13 protein-coding genes and 1 tRNA gene are annotated in these 14,230 nt (G+C 67.9%); 9 read left to right on the forward strand and 5 right to left on the reverse strand.

Annotation, left to right across the window (positions count from 1 at the left end):
* The first annotated feature begins 172 nt into the window (after positions 1-172).
* The 4 genes from CEX87_RS03805 to CEX87_RS03820 all read left to right on the forward strand — a co-directional run bounded on the left by CEX87_RS03805 (position 173) and on the right by CEX87_RS03820 (position 3,580).
* Positions 173-246: transfer RNA gene (locus CEX87_RS03805), tRNA-Met, on the forward strand.
* Positions 247-409: 163 nt separating this feature from the next.
* On the forward strand, positions 410-1,153 hold the full coding sequence (locus tag CEX87_RS03810) for an MBL fold metallo-hydrolase (RefSeq protein ID WP_094286028.1): 744 nt from the start codon (positions 410-412) through the stop codon (positions 1,151-1,153).
* 123 nt (positions 1,154-1,276) lie between these two features.
* Positions 1,277-2,797: a long-chain-fatty acid--ACP ligase MbtM gene (gene mbtM, locus CEX87_RS03815; RefSeq protein WP_094286030.1), complete on the forward strand. Its 1,521-nt coding sequence runs from the start codon at positions 1,277-1,279 to the stop codon at positions 2,795-2,797.
* A 30-nt stretch (positions 2,798-2,827) separates the two neighbouring features.
* On the forward strand, positions 2,828-3,580 hold the full coding sequence (locus CEX87_RS03820; RefSeq protein WP_064426918.1) for an alpha/beta hydrolase family protein: 753 nt from the start codon (positions 2,828-2,830) through the stop codon (positions 3,578-3,580).
* Here CEX87_RS03820 and CEX87_RS03825 read toward each other — a convergent pair whose 3' ends face one another.
* The gene (locus CEX87_RS03825) at positions 3,581-4,552 is read right to left on the reverse strand and encodes an NADPH:quinone oxidoreductase family protein (protein WP_094286217.1); all 972 of its coding nucleotides are present in this window, start codon (positions 4,550-4,552) and stop codon (positions 3,581-3,583) included.
* 146 nt (positions 4,553-4,698) lie between these two features.
* Between CEX87_RS03825 and CEX87_RS03830 the strand changes: the two genes are divergently transcribed.
* Positions 4,699-5,667 carry an alpha/beta fold hydrolase gene (locus CEX87_RS03830; protein WP_094286032.1) on the forward strand — a complete coding sequence of 323 codons (969 nt, stop codon included), beginning with the start codon at positions 4,699-4,701 and terminating at the stop codon, positions 5,665-5,667.
* On the opposite strand, the gene CEX87_RS03835 is transcribed toward CEX87_RS03830, so the two are convergent.
* Entirely contained in the window at positions 5,668-7,032 is a 1,365-nt protein-coding gene (locus tag CEX87_RS03835; protein ID WP_064426858.1) for a flavin monoamine oxidase family protein, read from the reverse strand. It abuts the gene before it with no gap.
* Between the two features lie 19 nt (positions 7,033-7,051).
* On the opposite strand from CEX87_RS03835, the gene CEX87_RS03840 reads away from it, so the two are divergent.
* Together CEX87_RS03840 and CEX87_RS03845 are read left to right on the forward strand one after the other, a co-directional pair.
* Positions 7,052-8,041: a TIGR03617 family F420-dependent LLM class oxidoreductase gene (locus CEX87_RS03840; RefSeq protein WP_094286034.1), complete on the forward strand. Its 990-nt coding sequence runs from the start codon at positions 7,052-7,054 to the stop codon at positions 8,039-8,041.
* A gap of 40 nt (positions 8,042-8,081) precedes the next feature.
* The gene (locus CEX87_RS03845) at positions 8,082-9,578 is read left to right on the forward strand and encodes a flavin-containing monooxygenase (protein WP_094286036.1); all 1,497 of its coding nucleotides are present in this window, start codon (positions 8,082-8,084) and stop codon (positions 9,576-9,578) included.
* A gap of 67 nt (positions 9,579-9,645) precedes the next feature.
* Here the strand turns inward: CEX87_RS03845 and CEX87_RS03850 are convergent, their stop codons facing one another.
* Together CEX87_RS03850 and CEX87_RS03855 are read right to left on the reverse strand one after the other, a co-directional pair.
* On the reverse strand, positions 9,646-10,758 hold the full coding sequence (locus CEX87_RS03850; RefSeq protein ID WP_064394357.1) for an Rv3169 family protein: 1,113 nt from the start codon (positions 10,756-10,758) through the stop codon (positions 9,646-9,648).
* Positions 10,758-11,891: a phosphotransferase family protein gene (locus CEX87_RS03855; RefSeq protein WP_064394358.1), complete on the reverse strand. Its 1,134-nt coding sequence runs from the start codon at positions 11,889-11,891 to the stop codon at positions 10,758-10,760. The genes CEX87_RS03850 and CEX87_RS03855 overlap by 1 nt, the downstream gene beginning before the upstream one ends.
* 43 nt (positions 11,892-11,934) lie before the next feature.
* Between CEX87_RS03855 and CEX87_RS03860 the strand changes: the two genes are divergently transcribed.
* Together CEX87_RS03860 and CEX87_RS03865 are read left to right on the forward strand one after the other, a co-directional pair.
* Positions 11,935-12,537 carry a TetR/AcrR family transcriptional regulator gene (locus CEX87_RS03860; protein WP_064394359.1) on the forward strand — a complete coding sequence of 201 codons (603 nt, stop codon included), beginning with the start codon at positions 11,935-11,937 and terminating at the stop codon, positions 12,535-12,537.
* Between the two features lie 5 nt (positions 12,538-12,542).
* A complete protein-coding gene (locus CEX87_RS03865; RefSeq protein ID WP_064417238.1) occupies positions 12,543-13,223 on the forward strand; it encodes a PIG-L deacetylase family protein in 681 nt (226 codons plus the stop codon).
* A gap of 193 nt (positions 13,224-13,416) precedes the next feature.
* Here CEX87_RS03865 and CEX87_RS03870 read toward each other — a convergent pair whose 3' ends face one another.
* Positions 13,417-14,190, reverse strand: a complete 774-nt coding sequence (locus tag CEX87_RS03870; RefSeq protein ID WP_094286038.1) for an enoyl-CoA hydratase — start codon at positions 14,188-14,190, stop codon at positions 13,417-13,419.
* Between the last annotated feature and the right edge of the window lie 40 nt (positions 14,191-14,230).

The following is a 14,230-nucleotide window of genomic DNA, read 5'->3' on the forward strand; positions in this document are numbered from 1 at the left end:
TTCCGCGAGCGACCGTGTTTGTCCCGCGACACGCCGCCACAGTGCGTACATTTGCGGTCGCTCGCGAGGCGCCAACGGCCATGCAATCGCAGGGGTGACGCGATTCACCACCATCGGTGACCGCGCGATTTGGAACTGCGCGAGCGCCTTCGGTAACGTTGCGTTCACCCGACGCGGGGTGGAGCAGCTCGGTAGCTCGCTGGGCTCATAACCCAGAGGTCGCAGGTTCGAATCCTGTCCCCGCTACTAGGTGGAACGGCCCTCGGAGGACACTCCGGGGGCCGTTCTCATTCGCTTCCCATTGGCTTCCCATTGGCTACGCCGCTCCCGGAAGCGTCGGCCCGATGCTTGCCGCAGGAGAGTCCCGCACCGCACACTTCTCACGTGGACCCCACCGAAGGAGCCTGCGATGGCGTTGGTCGTTGATCCGCTCGACGACATCGGGGTGATCCGCCTCTCGCGGTGGATCTTCAACTGCTACCTGATCCGTGGCGACCGCGGCGTTGTCGTGGTCGACGCGGGCATGCCCGGCAGCGCCGACGACGTCGCGGGCGTGCTGTCGGTCTACCGCGGCACCGTCGGCGCGGTCGCAGCCACCCACGGCCACAGCGACCACGTCGCCGGGGCGCCGCGACTGGCCGCCGAACACCTCGTGGCGCTCCATCTTCCCGAGGTCACTCTCAGCTATCTGGACGGCACGCGGCAGCCCCGCACCCCGGCGCTGAGCAAGATCGTCCAGATCTGGCCCACCCTGATCAGCCAGCCGCTGGACCTGACCGGACTGCGCGGCTTCGCCGACGGCCCCCGCATCGCCGGGTACGGCGGAGGTAAGGGGATGGTCGGTGACGCCCTTGGCGGGGCGCGACCGCTGGCCGACGGTCAGCCGCTGCCCGGCGCGCCGGGCTGGGAGGTGCTGCACGTGCCCGGCCACACCGACGACTCGACCGCGTTCTGGCATGCCGACAGTCGGACCCTGATCTCCGGCGACGCGGTGCTCAGCGCGGGCGGGCAAGCCTGGTTCACCCCCGAGACCGTCGACGCCGCCGCCGCGAAACGCAGCGAGCAGCGCATGCGCGCGCTGCCCGTCGAACACCTACTGCCCGGCCACGGTCTGCCGGTGCACCGGGTCGACGTCTGGGCCGATGCCCGCTGAAGCTGGCCTACGAACGAAGCCTCCCACCCCGTAGGATCACCGCAAATTCCCGTAAGTTAGCTTAGGCGATATTTACTAGACCGAAAATCGCGAATTGAGCGGGTAAGCACTGCGAGGTTATAGATGAAATCGTTGGCTGCGACATTTGCCGAGCGGTTGACCAGCTCCGATAACAGCCTCTACGTCTTCGACGACGGGACGTGGACGCGCCACCCCTGGTCGGAAGTGCACGCCCGCGCCGAGAATGTCGCCGACTGGCTGCTCAACGAGGAAGTGGCCGCGCTCGGCCTGGCGAACGAGCCCACCGTCGAACTCATCGCGGCCATCCTCGGCGCCTTCCAGGCCGGCGTGCCGGTGACCATCGCGCCCGGCCCCGTCCGCGGCGCCGACGCCGACAAGTGGGCGCAATCCACGGTGGCCCGGTTCGCGGGCATGGGCGTCAGCCACGTGCTCAGCCGGGGACGTCAGCTGGAGCAACTGGGCCTCGTCGACAGCGGCCCGATCGTCAAGGAACTGGATTCGGTCGCCCCGCTGACCCGATCGACGAACTTCCGGCGACCCGACCGAGCCGCCGACATCGCGATCCTGCAGGGCACAGCAGGCTCCACAGGCGTGCCGCGCGCGGTGCAGCTGTCACCGGACGCGGTGCTCGCCAACCTCGACGGCCTGAACACGCGGATTGGGGTTGGACCGGGCGACGTCGGCTGCTCCTGGCTGCCGCTGTACCACGACATGGGCCTGAGCTTCGTGCTCGCCGGGGCGTTGGCCGGCATCGACGTGTGGCAGGCGCCGACGGCGGCCTTCCAGGCGTCGCCGTTTCGGTGGCTGAACTGGCTCACCGAGAGCCGCGCCACGATCACGGCTGCGCCCAACATGGCCTACGGCCTGATCGGGAAGTACTCGCGACGCGTCACCGATGTCGACCTCGGCAGCCTGCGGTTCGCGCTCAACGGCGGCGAACCCGTCGACTGCGCGCTCACCGCGCGCTTCGCCGAGGAGATGGCCCGATTCGGATTCGACGCGGGCGCGCTCGCGCCCTCCTATGGCTTGGCCGAATCCACCTGTGCGGTAACGGTTCCCGAACCCGGTCGCGGCCTGGTCATCGACGACGCCGGTCATGCGCTGCTCGGCGAGCCGATACCCGGCATGTCGGTGCGCGTCGAACAGCGCGGGGACGGCAAGGTCGGCGAGATCTTGATCCGCGGTACCTCGATGATGTCGGGTTACCGCGACGACGCACCGTTGCATCCCGACGACTGGTTCGCCACAGGCGATCTCGGCTACCTCGTCGACGGCAGCCTCGTGGTGTGCGGTCGCGCCAAGGAACTGATCACCGTGGCCGGCCGCAACATCTTCCCGGCGGAGGTCGAGCGGGTGGCCGCGGGAGCGGCCGGTGTGCGCGAAGGCGCCGTGGTCGCCATCGGGGTGGGGGAGCGGTCGATCCGTCCCGGTGTCGCGATCGTCGCCGAGTTCCGCGGACCCGACGAGGCGCGGTCGCGCGCCGACCTCATCGAGCGCGTCGCATCCGAATGCGGTGTGGTGCCCAGCGAGGTCGTCTTCGTCAAACCCGGTACTCTGCCGCGAACCTCGTCGGGCAAGCTGCGCAGGCTCGAGGTCAAACGCGACCTGCTGCAGCAGCAGTGAACCCGTCAGCTCCATGACAGGATGACGCGCGTGGGTGAACGCGTCAGCTTCGCAAGCGCCAGTGGACCCGCTCTCGCGGGCGTGATCGATCTTCCCGACGGTGACGTACGCGGCTGGGGCGTCTTCGCCCACGGGTTCACGCTCGGCAAGGACTCACCGGCGGCCAGCCGGATCTGCAAACGACTCGCCGACGAAGGCATCGGCATGCTGCGGTTCGACAACCTCGGCCTCGGCGATTCGCAAGGCGACTGGAGCGACGGGTCGTTCTCACACAAGGTCGCCGACACCGCGCGTGCCGTGGAGTTCATGAACGCCGAAGGCCGCGAGGTGCGCCTGCTGGTCGGGCATTCCTTCGGCGGCTCGGCCGTCATCGCCGCCGCCCACGACTGCCCGACGGTGAAGGCGGTCGCGACCATCGCGGCCCCCTACGAGCCCGCCCATGTCGAACGGATCTACGACGCGGTCGTGGAGCGGATCGAAGAAGAGGGGGAGGCGCAGTTTCGCATCGGCGGCAAGGCGCTGACGCTGAAGCGGCACTTCGTCGAAGACGTCCGCAATGCCGACCTCCGCGATCGCATCCACAACCTGCGCCGAGCCCTTCTGGTGATGCATTCGCCCACCGACAACACCGTCGGCATCGCCAACGCCAGCGAGATCTTCCAGTGCGCGCGTCACCCGCGCAGCTTCGTCTCACTCGAAGGCGCCGATCACCTGCTCACCGAAAAGGATCAGGCGGCGCGGGCGGCGCGGATCGTCAGCGCCTGGGCCGACCCCTACCTGTAGTCACCGGACGGCGACGACGACCTTGCCCTTCGCCGAGCGATCCTCGAGCGCAGCGATCGCGTCGGCGGCCCGCTCTAACGGGAACACCTGCGGTTGCGGCGCCGACACCTTGCCCGACGCCAGAAGCGGTTCGAGTTCGGCCCACTGCTCGGCCAAGTAGTTGGGATGGGTGAAAGTCCAAGCGCCCCAACCGACTCCGACCGCATCGACGTTGTTCAGCAGCAACCGGTTCACCTTGACGGTGGGAATCTCGCCGCCGGTGAAGCCGACCACGAGCAGCCGTCCACCCGGGGCCAACGAGCGCAGCGAGTCGGTGAACCGATCCCCGCCGACCGGATCGACGACGATGTCCACGCCGCGGCCCTCGGTCAGCTCCTTCACCTTGTCCTTGAACCCCTCGACCGGCACGACGTCGGTCGCGCCTGCCGCCGTGGCCACCGCACCTTTTTCCTCGTTGCTCACCACCGCGATCACCCGAGAGGCACCCCATGCCGGCGCCAACCGCAGCGTCGACGTGCCGATGCCGCCTGCCGCGCCGTGCACCAGCACGGTCTCGCCCTCGGCCAGCCGGCCGCGGGTACGCAGCGCGTGGTGCATCGTGAGGTCGTTGAAGAGCAGGCCCGCACCGGCCTCGAAGGAGACGTTGTCGGGCAGCTTGAAGACCCGTTCGGCGGGCAGTGCGACGACCTCGGCCATCGCGCCGCACAGCATCGTCAGCGCCGCGACGCGATCGCCGGCCTTCACATGTGCGCTGTCCGGAGCGCTGCGCACCACGCCCGCGACCTCGCCGCCTGGCGTGTAGGGCATCTCCGGCTTGTACTGATAGAGCCCGCGCGACTGCAGCACATCGGGAAACGCGACCCCCGCCGCGTGCACCTCGATGACGACCGCGCCGTCGCCGTCCGGCTCGTCGACCTCGACGAGTTTGGCGGCTTGTGGTCCGTCGAGGCTGGCAATCTGAATCGCGCGCATGTCCGCCATTTAACTCGACTCGAAAGTCGGAGCCTCCGCCGCTGCGCCGATAGTCGCCGAAACCCGGCGGGGGGTGCCGCACGAAGCGCACACTGTTAGATAAGCTCACTTATCCGGCAACGTTGCCGAGTTCGAACGGAGCGCACATGAGCAGTGGTCCCCGCAGCCGGTCGAGGGCTTCGGCCTTCGCCCCCGCTCAGTCCCTCCCGTCCGGACGCGCCGTCGAGGTGCGCTCCAGGGACGGCATCCGCTTACACGCCGAGGTCTTCGGCCGCGAGGACGGTTATCCGATCGTATTGGCGCACGGCATCACGTGTGCGCTGCGGGTGTGGGCCCATCAGATTGCCGACCTGTCGCGCGACTACCGCGTGATCGCGTTCGACCACCGCGGCCACGGCCGCAGCGCGGTGCCGGTGCGCCGCGGCGCCTACAGCCTCGACCATCTGGCCGCCGACCTCGATTCCGTGCTGGATGCGACGCTGGCGCCCGGTGAACGGGCGGTCATCGCCGGCCACTCGATGGGCGGCATAGCGATCACCTCGTGGGCCGAGCGCTACGCCGAGCGGGTGACCGAACGCGCCGACGGCGTTGCCCTCATCAACACCACCACCGGCGACCTGTTGCGCAACGTCAAGTTGCTGCCCGTGCCCGCGCCGCTGGCCAACGTCCGCGTCCGCACCGCGGGCACCTTCCTGAAGACGTTCGGTGCGACGCCACTTCCGCGCGCCATCTACGGACCGAATCAGCGCTTCGTCTCGATGCTGGCGGTCGGCCGCGACGCCGATCCCGCGATCGCCTCGTTCGTGCATGAACTGTTCGCCGCGACGTCGCCGGTCGGCCGCGGCGGCTGGGCCCGCACGCTGGTCGACCATCTCGGACCGCAACACATCGGGCTGAACAACCTGGTCGTGCCGACGCTGGTGATCGGCAGCCGCAAGGACCGGTTGCTTCCGGTGACGTCGTCGCGTCGGATCGCCGAGGCGGCGCCCAATCTGAGCGAGTTCGTGGAGTTGGCGGGCGGGCACTGCGCCATCCTGGAGCGTCCCGACGAGGTGAACATGCATCTGCGTGGCCTGATCCGGTCGGTGACCGCCGAACGCCGCGTCAGTTCCTGATCAACTACTCAGCGCGCGGTGCACTTCGTCTGCGGCGCGCCTGCCGGACCGGACGGCGCCGTCCAGAAAACCGGTCCACGCGTCAGCGGTTTCGGTTCCCGCCCAATAGATCCCGTCGATCGGCTTGCGCAGCCACGGGCCGTATGTCGTCCACGAGCCGGGCGGAACGGCCGCCGTCGGCCCTCCCGGCGCGAAATCTTCTGCACCCCAGCAGTGGTCGAGATAGTCGATCGGGTCCAGCGCGGCGTTGCCGAACAGCCCCGCGAACCCCGAGAGCGCCCGCTCCCGGCGCTGTGCGGCCGGCAGCGAGTCGAACGAGCGGGCGTCGACGAAGCCCAGCAGGATGCCGGGGCCACCTCCGTTGCCGTCGTTGGAGGGGCTGACGTCGAACGTGATGAACACCGGGCCTTCGTCGGAAAGCGCCTCTCCCGAAAGCCCTTTCGCGCGCCAGAACGGCTTGTCGTATGCGGCGTATGCCTTGCTCAGGTTGCCCTGGGGCCAGTGCTGCGCGAGCTTGCCGTACTCGGCGGGCAGCTCGGGTGAGAACTCGATCCCCTGGCGGTGTTCGGGAGGGATGGCGACGACGACGGCTTTGGCGCGCACCTCACCTTGATCGGATGTCACGGTGAGCGTGCCGTCGCTGTGGCGTTCGATGCTGCGCACCGCGGCGTCGAGCACGACGCGCGAGCCCAGCTCCTCGGCCATCCGAATCGCGATCTGCTGGGTGCCGTTCGGGAAGCGGCTCTGCTGTGCACCGCCTTCCACGTCGAGCATGCGGTCGAGCCCGCCTGCGGCCCTGACGTAGCGCACGGCATGCAACATCGACACCGCGTCGGGCTCACAACCCCAGGTCACGCGCGACATGATCGCCATCAGGTCTCGGGTCCCGGCGCTCGCGTGCACCGACTTCAACCAGCCGTCGAGCGACAGGGCGTCCAAGGCGTGGGCGTGCGGGGCGGTCCACGGCGCCTCGACGGCCACCCGCCGGCAGGCGCGCTCGAAGCGCCACTGGATGCGCGACACGTCGAGCAGTTCGATGATCGACAGCCGGGGAATCGTGCTGCGATACGAGCGGACCCGGCCCCTCCATCGAATCAGGTTCTTACCACCGCTGAAGGTGGGCACCGTCGCACAGCCCAGTTCGGCGGCCAGTTCTTCGACGGCGTCCTGCGTGGGTCCGATGAAGGTGCCGCCGAGGTCGACGGGCACGCCGGCGATCGTCGCCGTCGACGACCGCCCGCCGACCCGGTCGCGACCTTCGAGGACCACGACGTCGTAACCGAGCCGGACCAACTCACGCGCCGCCGCCAAACCGGCGAATCCGGCGCCCACGACGACCGCGTCGGCACTGGCTTGGATCGTCACGCGATTAGGCTCTCACGCCGTGAAGGTCATGACAGCGTTGTTCGGCCCAACCGATGCGATCGAGCGGGCGCAACTGCTGCGCGACGCGGGTGCCAGCGGGGTGTTCACCTTCGAAGGACCGCACGACGTCTTCGCGCCGCTGACGCTGGCGTCGACGGTGGGCGGTCTGGATCTGATGACCAACGTCGCCATTGCGTTTCCGCGCAACCCCATTCAGCTCGCCCACCAGGCCTACGACCATCAGGTGCTCGCCGAGGGCCGCTTCACGCTGGGCCTCGGAACGCAGGTGCGCACGCAGGTCGAGAAGCGATACGGCGCGGCGTTCGACCGCCCTGTCGCCCGGATGAAGGAGATGGTCGCCGCGCTGCGTGCGGTGTTCGCCGCATGGGAGACCGGCGAACGTCTCGACTTCCGCGGCGAATACTTCCGGCACACGCTGATGACCCCGACGTTCAATCCCGGTCCCAACCCGTACGGCCCACCGCCGATCTATCTCGGCGCGCTCGGGCCGAAGCTGACCCGCGCCACCGCAGCCGTCGCCGACGGCCTGCTGGTCATGCCGTTCGGCTCGAAGCGATTCCTGCACGAGGCGACGATGCCCGAGGTACGCGCCGGCTTGGCGTCGTCGGGGCGCTCCCTCGACGACTTCGCGCTGGTGCCCGAGATCATCGTGTCGGTCGGCACGCACGATGCGGCCCACGAGGCCACCCGCCGGCTGCTGGCGTTCTACGGCTCCACCCCGGCCTACCGCCCGGTGCTCGACGTGCACGGCTGGGGCGAGCTGCAGCCCGAGCTCAACGCGCTGTCCAAACAGGGCCGGTGGCAGGAGATGGGCACGCTGATCGACGACGAGGTGCTGCACACCATCGCCGCGTGCGGCACCCCGGCCGAGATCGCCGCCCACATCCGCGACCGCGTCGACGGGGTGTCCGACCGCGTCTGCCTCTACCAGCCCGGACCCATCGCGATCGATGCGTTGGCCGAGATCGTCGACGCACTGACAGGTTGACTCCTATGGTGGTACTCAGCGGGACCAAAGGAGGTTGCGGATGAGTGCCAATGGGCGCGAAGAGCGTGTTGACGACTACTCCGATGTGCTGATCATCGGGGCGGGCATCTCGGGGATCGGCGCGGCCTACCGCCTGCAGGAGAAGAACCCGCACACGTCCTACAAGGTGCTGGAGCGGCGGGCCCGCATCGGCGGCACCTGGGACCTGCACACGTATCCGGGCATCCGCTCCGACAGTGACATCTTCACGTTGAGCTACCCGTTCGAGCCCTGGACCCGGCCGGAGAACGTGGCCGACGGGCCCGACATCCGCGACTACCTGGTTCAGACCGCGCGCAAGCACGGCATCGACGAGCACATCCGGTTCAACACCCGCGTGTTGTCGGCCGACTGGGACTCGTCGACCGATACGTGGACGGTGCACACCGAGCAGGACGGGACACCCAAGACGTACCGGAGTCGCTTCCTGTTCTTCGGAACCGGCTACTACAACTACGACGAGCCCTACCGTCCGGACTTCCCCGGCCTCGACGAGTTCAGCGGCGACGTCGTACACCCGCAGCATTGGCCGGAGTCGCTGGACTACACCGGCAAACGCATCGTGGTCATCGGCAGCGGCGCGACGGCGGTGAGCATGATCCCGTCGCTGACCGAGAAGGCCGGCCACGTGACCATGCTGCAGCGCTCGCCTACCTACATGCTGTCGGGGCCACGGATCAACCCCATCGTGCAGGCGCTGCGCAAGGTGCTGCCCGGCCGGGCCGGTTACTGGGGTGCGCGCATCTACAACACCATCTTCACGGTGTTCATCTATGCGTTCGCCAAGGTGGCGCCCAAGCTCAGCAGGCGCTACATCCGCAACTACGCCAAACGCAATCTGCCCAAGGGCTATCCGGTCGACGTGCACTTCAAGCCGCGGTACGACCCGTGGGACCAACGGTTGTGCGCGATGCTCGACAACGACTTCTACGACGCGATCAACACGGGCCGCCTCGACGTGGTGACCGACCAGATCGACCACATCGATTCGTCCGGCGTCGCGTTGCGGTCCAGGCAGCGGATCGACGCCGACGTGATCATCACAGCGACCGGCATCCAATTGCAGGCGCTCGGCGGGGTTTTGATCAGCATCGACGGCGAGGAGGTCAAACCGCAGGACCGGTTCGTCTACAAGGAGCACATGCTCGAGGACGTGCCCAACCTGGCCTGGTGCGTCGGCTACATCAACGCGTCGTGGACGTTGCGCGCCGACCTGACCGCTCGGGCGTTCGCAAAGCTGATCTCCTACATGGATTCTCACGGCTATACGCACGCATACCCGCATCTCGGGGACAAGCCCATGGCGGAGAAACCCGCGTGGAACATCAACGCCGGCTACGTACAACGCGCGGCGCATGTCCTGCCGAAGTCGGGTACGCACCGGCCGTGGAACGTCCGGCACAACTATGTGCTCGACGCGATCGACCACCGGCTCGACCGGATCGAGGAGTCGATGGTGTTCGGCCGCGCACCGGTGCGGGTGACAACGGTCGCCTGAAAGTCTGCGATTTCGGTGCGCTACTGATCGCGCAGCGACGGTTAGCGCACCGAACCGCTCAGCCGGCTCAGTCGGCCAGGGTCAACCAGTCCTTGAAGCCCGACGGGTCATGTCGACCGAGCGCACCGTGTTCGAACAGGCCCCACCCTTCACTGGTCTTACCCCCTTCGGTGCACTCGGCGCGGCCGACGTGGTCGATGACGCCGAACATGGCGCGGCCGTTGACCGCCGGATCGGTCATGTCGTAGGTGAGGCGTTCGGTGAACTTGTCACCCTTCCACACCCCGTGGAGCCAATCGGAGTCACCGCCGTACCCGCCGCCGATGTGGATCGGTACCGCCAGCTTCGACTCGACCTCGAACACCACCGGCGACCCGTCCGGGGTGGTCGCTTCGATGGTGGCGCCGTAGGGGATTCGGGTGCCCGAGGTGTAGTGGATCTTCACTCGCGGCCAGCCGAGTTGTTCGACGCGGCCGTCGCGCCAGATGCGGGTGCAGTCGTTGAGGCTGCGGAACCCGGTCGGATCCTCCTGGATGATCAGGCAGATCCCGAAGTCGTCGAACGCCATCGGCACGTACAGCCACCACATGCCCTCGAACGGGGGATCGGCGGGGCGGCCGGAGGGTTCCGCCTCGCCGATGGGGCGGATGCCCCACGACCGGTCGCGGCTGCCGATCCACACGTCCGGGTCGACGGAGATGTCCTCGCCGTCGATCGAGATCACCCCGCTCCACGACCCGACCTGCGCGAATCGCTGGGCGTCCAACGTGATTCGGGTGCCGGTGCGTAGGACGTGCCGCTGCTCCTGGATGGCGTCGAACAGACCGTTCCAGGTCAGGTCGACGGCGATGCCCTCGGTTTCCTCGAGCACGATCCGCAGCTTGCGCAGTGGTTCGGTGACCTCGACGCGGTAGCCGAGCACGTGCTGGTTGAGCCGGTCGGAGTCGATGCCGTCGGACAGATGCACCGCGGTCTGGGTGTCGCCGCGCCTGGCCAGGACGAACGCGTCCTTCACCCCCAGGTTCGGGTAGTACCCGATGCCGGTGATCACGAAGATGTCGCCGGTGCGGTCGTGGGCATTGAAGTAGGACCGGTCGTAGAAGTTGCGGTCGGAGGATCCCGGCCACGCGATCGGTTGGGGGATCTGGTGAATCGGGAATTCGTCGGTGGGACCGAGCATCAGGAGTCATCTCCAATGAGTCGTTTCAACAGCGCGCCGTGATAGAACAGCGATTCGACGTCGTCGGGTTGTTCGATCTCGCCGAACCGCACTCGCCGCGCGCTGGTGCGCATGAACACACACGCCCAGATCACACCGGAGTAGACGTAGAACCAGTTCAGGTCGCCGAGTTCGACCCCGGTCAGCGCCGCATAGGTCTTCTTGACGTCCTCCTCGCGCATGAAGTCGGGCAGCCCCGGCAATCCGGCAAGGCCGGCCAGCTCCTGGAAGACGTTGTGCGCGAATATCATCCACGCCGCATCCATCTCGCGCGGCCCGAGTGTGGCCATCTCCCAGTCGAGGACGGCCACCGGCTGGTAGCCGGAGTACAGCACGTTGCCCACGCGGGAGTCGCCCCAGACCAGGACGGGGTCGTTGCCCGCGGCGTCGGCCGGCCAGTTCGCCTCCAGCCAGTCGAGCGCGCGCTCGACCAGCGATGAGCGCCCGATGTCGGGGACAGCGAACTGATACCAGTCCTGGAGCCAGTTGAGATTGCGCCGCAACGCGTTCCGGTCGGATCCGTCGTCGAGAAATCCGAACACCGTCTCGGGTTCGGGAATCGAATGCAGTTTGGCGATCACGCCGACGGTCGCGTCCTGCAGTTCGCGGCGCTGTTCGGCGGGGGAGTCGGCGAACCAGTTCCCCCCGAACGTGTAAGGCATGACATCGGGCGGCACCCGGCCGTCGACGTAATCCATGAGGAAGAACGGAGTACCGAGCACGTCGCCGCTGTTCTCCAGCCAACGCACCTGCGGCACCGGAACGTCGGTCTTCTCCTGCACCAACCGGATCACGTCGAACTGATGATCCATCCGGTACGACGAGAACACCGGAACGTCCTCGGTAGTCGGCGCCACCCGCGCCACCCACTTCTGGTCCTGCGGTTGCCCATCGACGGACCATCGCCCGGTCAGGATGATCGTCTCCGAGGACATCCCATTGGCGTCGACGCCACTTTCCACGGTGATCTCTGGTGCTGCCCCGCCCGGCAGGACGGTCGACAGCCATCGGGACATCACACCGGGCAGGGTGGACAGATCGCGACTTGAATGTTCGAGGCGGCTGACGTCTTCGACAGCCGGTTCGTTGGCCACAGCCTCTTCTTTCGCCGATAATTACGATACGGTGGGTAGCGTTATGAAACCAGACGCGTCATCGGTTGACAAGACCCCGGGCGCCGGGCGGCCCCGGGATCCACGCATTGACGCTGCCATATTGCGCGCGACGGCGGATCTCCTTGCGGAGATCGGATATTCGAATCTGACGATCGCCGCGGTGGCCGAGCGGGCGGGCACCACCAAGACCGCGCTGTACCGCCGGTGGTCGAGCAAGGCCGAGCTGGTGCACGAAGCGGCGTTCCCCGCCGCGCCGACCGCGATCGCCACCCCGCCGGGGGACATCGCCGCCGACATCCGCGCCATGCTCACCGCCACCCGAGACGTATTCGCGTCTCCGGTGGTGCGGGCGGCGCTGCCCGGTCTGATCGCCGACATGGTCGCCGACGACGAGCTCAACGTTCGTGTGATGGACCGGTTCACCGGTGTGTTCGCGGCCGTGCGCGACCGGGTGGCCGACGCGGTTCGGCGGGGTGAGGTCTATCCCGACGTCGACCCGGACCGGTTGGTGGAGGTGATCGGCGGGGCGACGCTGCTGGGGATGCTGCTGCGGCCGGGCGAGCCGCTCGGCGACGACTGGGTTGAGCAGACCACAGCCATCGTCGTGCACGGTGTGGTGGCATAGAGGGCGTGTTTGACGCGTTTCCCTCCGATTGGCGTTCCGCCCTCGTGTTGGTGCCGCACCCCGATGATCCCGAGTACGGGTGCGCCGCGGCGGTGGCGAAGTGGACTTCTGCGGGCAGGCGGGTCCATTACGCACTGGCGAGTCGCGGCGAAGCGGGCATCGCGGGGATGGCCCTCGAACAGGCCGGCCCGCTGCGAGAGCACGAACAGATGCGATCGGCAGCGGTCGTCGGTGTGGCCGACGTCCGGTTCTGGGAGTTCCCGGACGGCGAGATCCGCAACAGCCCCGAACTGCGGGCCAGGATTGTCGAGGCGATCAGTGAACTCCAGCCCGATGTGGTGATCAGCATCTACGGGGGTCCCGAGTGGGCGCCCGGCGCGCCCAACCAGCGCGATCACATGGAGTTCGCCGCGGCCGTCGTCGAGGCCTACGACAGCCTGCCCCACCCGCCGCGCTGGCTGTTTCAGAACGGGCCGCAGGCAACGCACGTCGAGGTGATCGACGACGGAGCCTTCGAGCGGGCGGTCACGTCACTGGCCGAGCACAGGGTTTACCTGTCGGTGCTCGACCCGCACACCCCGATCACGGTGCACGCGCGCAAACAGGTGGAGTCGACGACGGCCCCGCGCCCCGAGTTCGGCGGCAGCCGCACAGTCGAATTCATCCTGCTGCGCCAACGCCGCTAACCCCCTGTTGTGCCCGTCGCGCCCGTCCCCCCTTGTGGCGCGAGCGTGCGGGTCTGCAGTCGACACGCCGCGAAAACTCGACACTTTGCGCACGTTCGACGCCCGCGAGCGCGCGCAAAACGTCGCAGAACGCCCGCGTGCCGTCAGCAGACACGCACCGTCGCGGCACAGACGGCACAGAAGCTACAGAAGGTCAGCTGTCGATCTGGCGCTTGTTGCGCTCCGAGATGGCCTGGAACCGGTCGCCGAGACCGGCGAAGTCGCGGTGCTGGGCGAACGCGATCTTCTCCTCGGCGGCCAGCGCGGGATCGATCACCGCGGCCGCGCCCGTCGTGTAGATCTCCTTCAGCCCGAGCATGACTGTCGCAGGCACCTCGGCGATCTGTGCGGCCAGTTCGGCGGCGCGGTCGACCAGCCGGTCGTGGGCGACGACCTCGGTGACCAGGCCGATGCGCTCGGCGCGCGCGGCATCGACGACCTCGCCGGTCATCGACAGCCGCCGGGCCATGGCCAGCCCCACCACCTGGGGGAGTCGGGCGGTCATGCCGCCTCCGGGCAGGATGCCGACCCTGGCGTGTGTGTCGGCGAACACGGCGCGTTCGGAGGCGATGAGGAAATCGCAGCCCAGGGCCATCTCCAGCCCACCGGTGAAGGTCGCGCCGTTGATGGCGCCGACGATCGGTGTGCGCATGTTGCCCGTCGCGGCGATGCAACTCTGCGACCGGAACTCCTCGAAATAGCTCAGGCCGTCGCGCTGGGCCTCCTTGAGGTCGACGCCGGCGCAGAACGCGGGGTCTGTGCCGGTGAGGACCACGGCGTTGACGGACTCGTCGGCGTCGGCCTCGGTGAGCGCGTTGTAAGTGGCCTTGATCAGTCCGCGACTCAAGGCGTTTCGAGCCTCCGGCCGGTTGAGGGTCAGCACTCGCACGGGACCACGGTCGTCGACGAGCACCAGCGGTTCGGTCATGGGAACCGAATCTAGCGTGTGGCCGGGTTATCGCCTACAG

It is taken from the genome of Mycobacterium lehmannii (genome assembly GCF_002245535.1).
Classification (GTDB): Bacteria; Actinomycetota; Actinomycetes; order Mycobacteriales; family Mycobacteriaceae; genus Mycobacterium; species Mycobacterium lehmannii.

Coding starts and splice junctions, on each gene's coding strand:
- CEX87_RS03870 (WP_094286038.1), bottom strand. CDS start 14,190: ATGACCGAACCGCTGGTGCTCGTCGACGACCGTGGTCCCGTGCGAGTG.
- CEX87_RS03860 (WP_064394359.1), top strand. CDS start 11,935: ATGAAACCAGACGCGTCATCGGTTGACAAGACCCCGGGCGCCGGGCGG.
- CEX87_RS03850 (WP_064394357.1), bottom strand. CDS start 10,758: ATGCTCGGTCCCACCGACGAATTCCCGATTCACCAGATCCCCCAACCG.
- mbtM (WP_094286030.1), top strand. CDS start 1,277: ATGAAATCGTTGGCTGCGACATTTGCCGAGCGGTTGACCAGCTCCGAT.
- CEX87_RS03830 (WP_094286032.1), top strand. CDS start 4,699: ATGAGCAGTGGTCCCCGCAGCCGGTCGAGGGCTTCGGCCTTCGCCCCC.
- CEX87_RS03810 (WP_094286028.1), top strand. CDS start 410: ATGGCGTTGGTCGTTGATCCGCTCGACGACATCGGGGTGATCCGCCTC.
- CEX87_RS03825 (WP_094286217.1), bottom strand. CDS start 4,552: ATGCGCGCGATTCAGATTGCCAGCCTCGACGGACCACAAGCCGCCAAA.
- CEX87_RS03845 (WP_094286036.1), top strand. CDS start 8,082: ATGAGTGCCAATGGGCGCGAAGAGCGTGTTGACGACTACTCCGATGTG.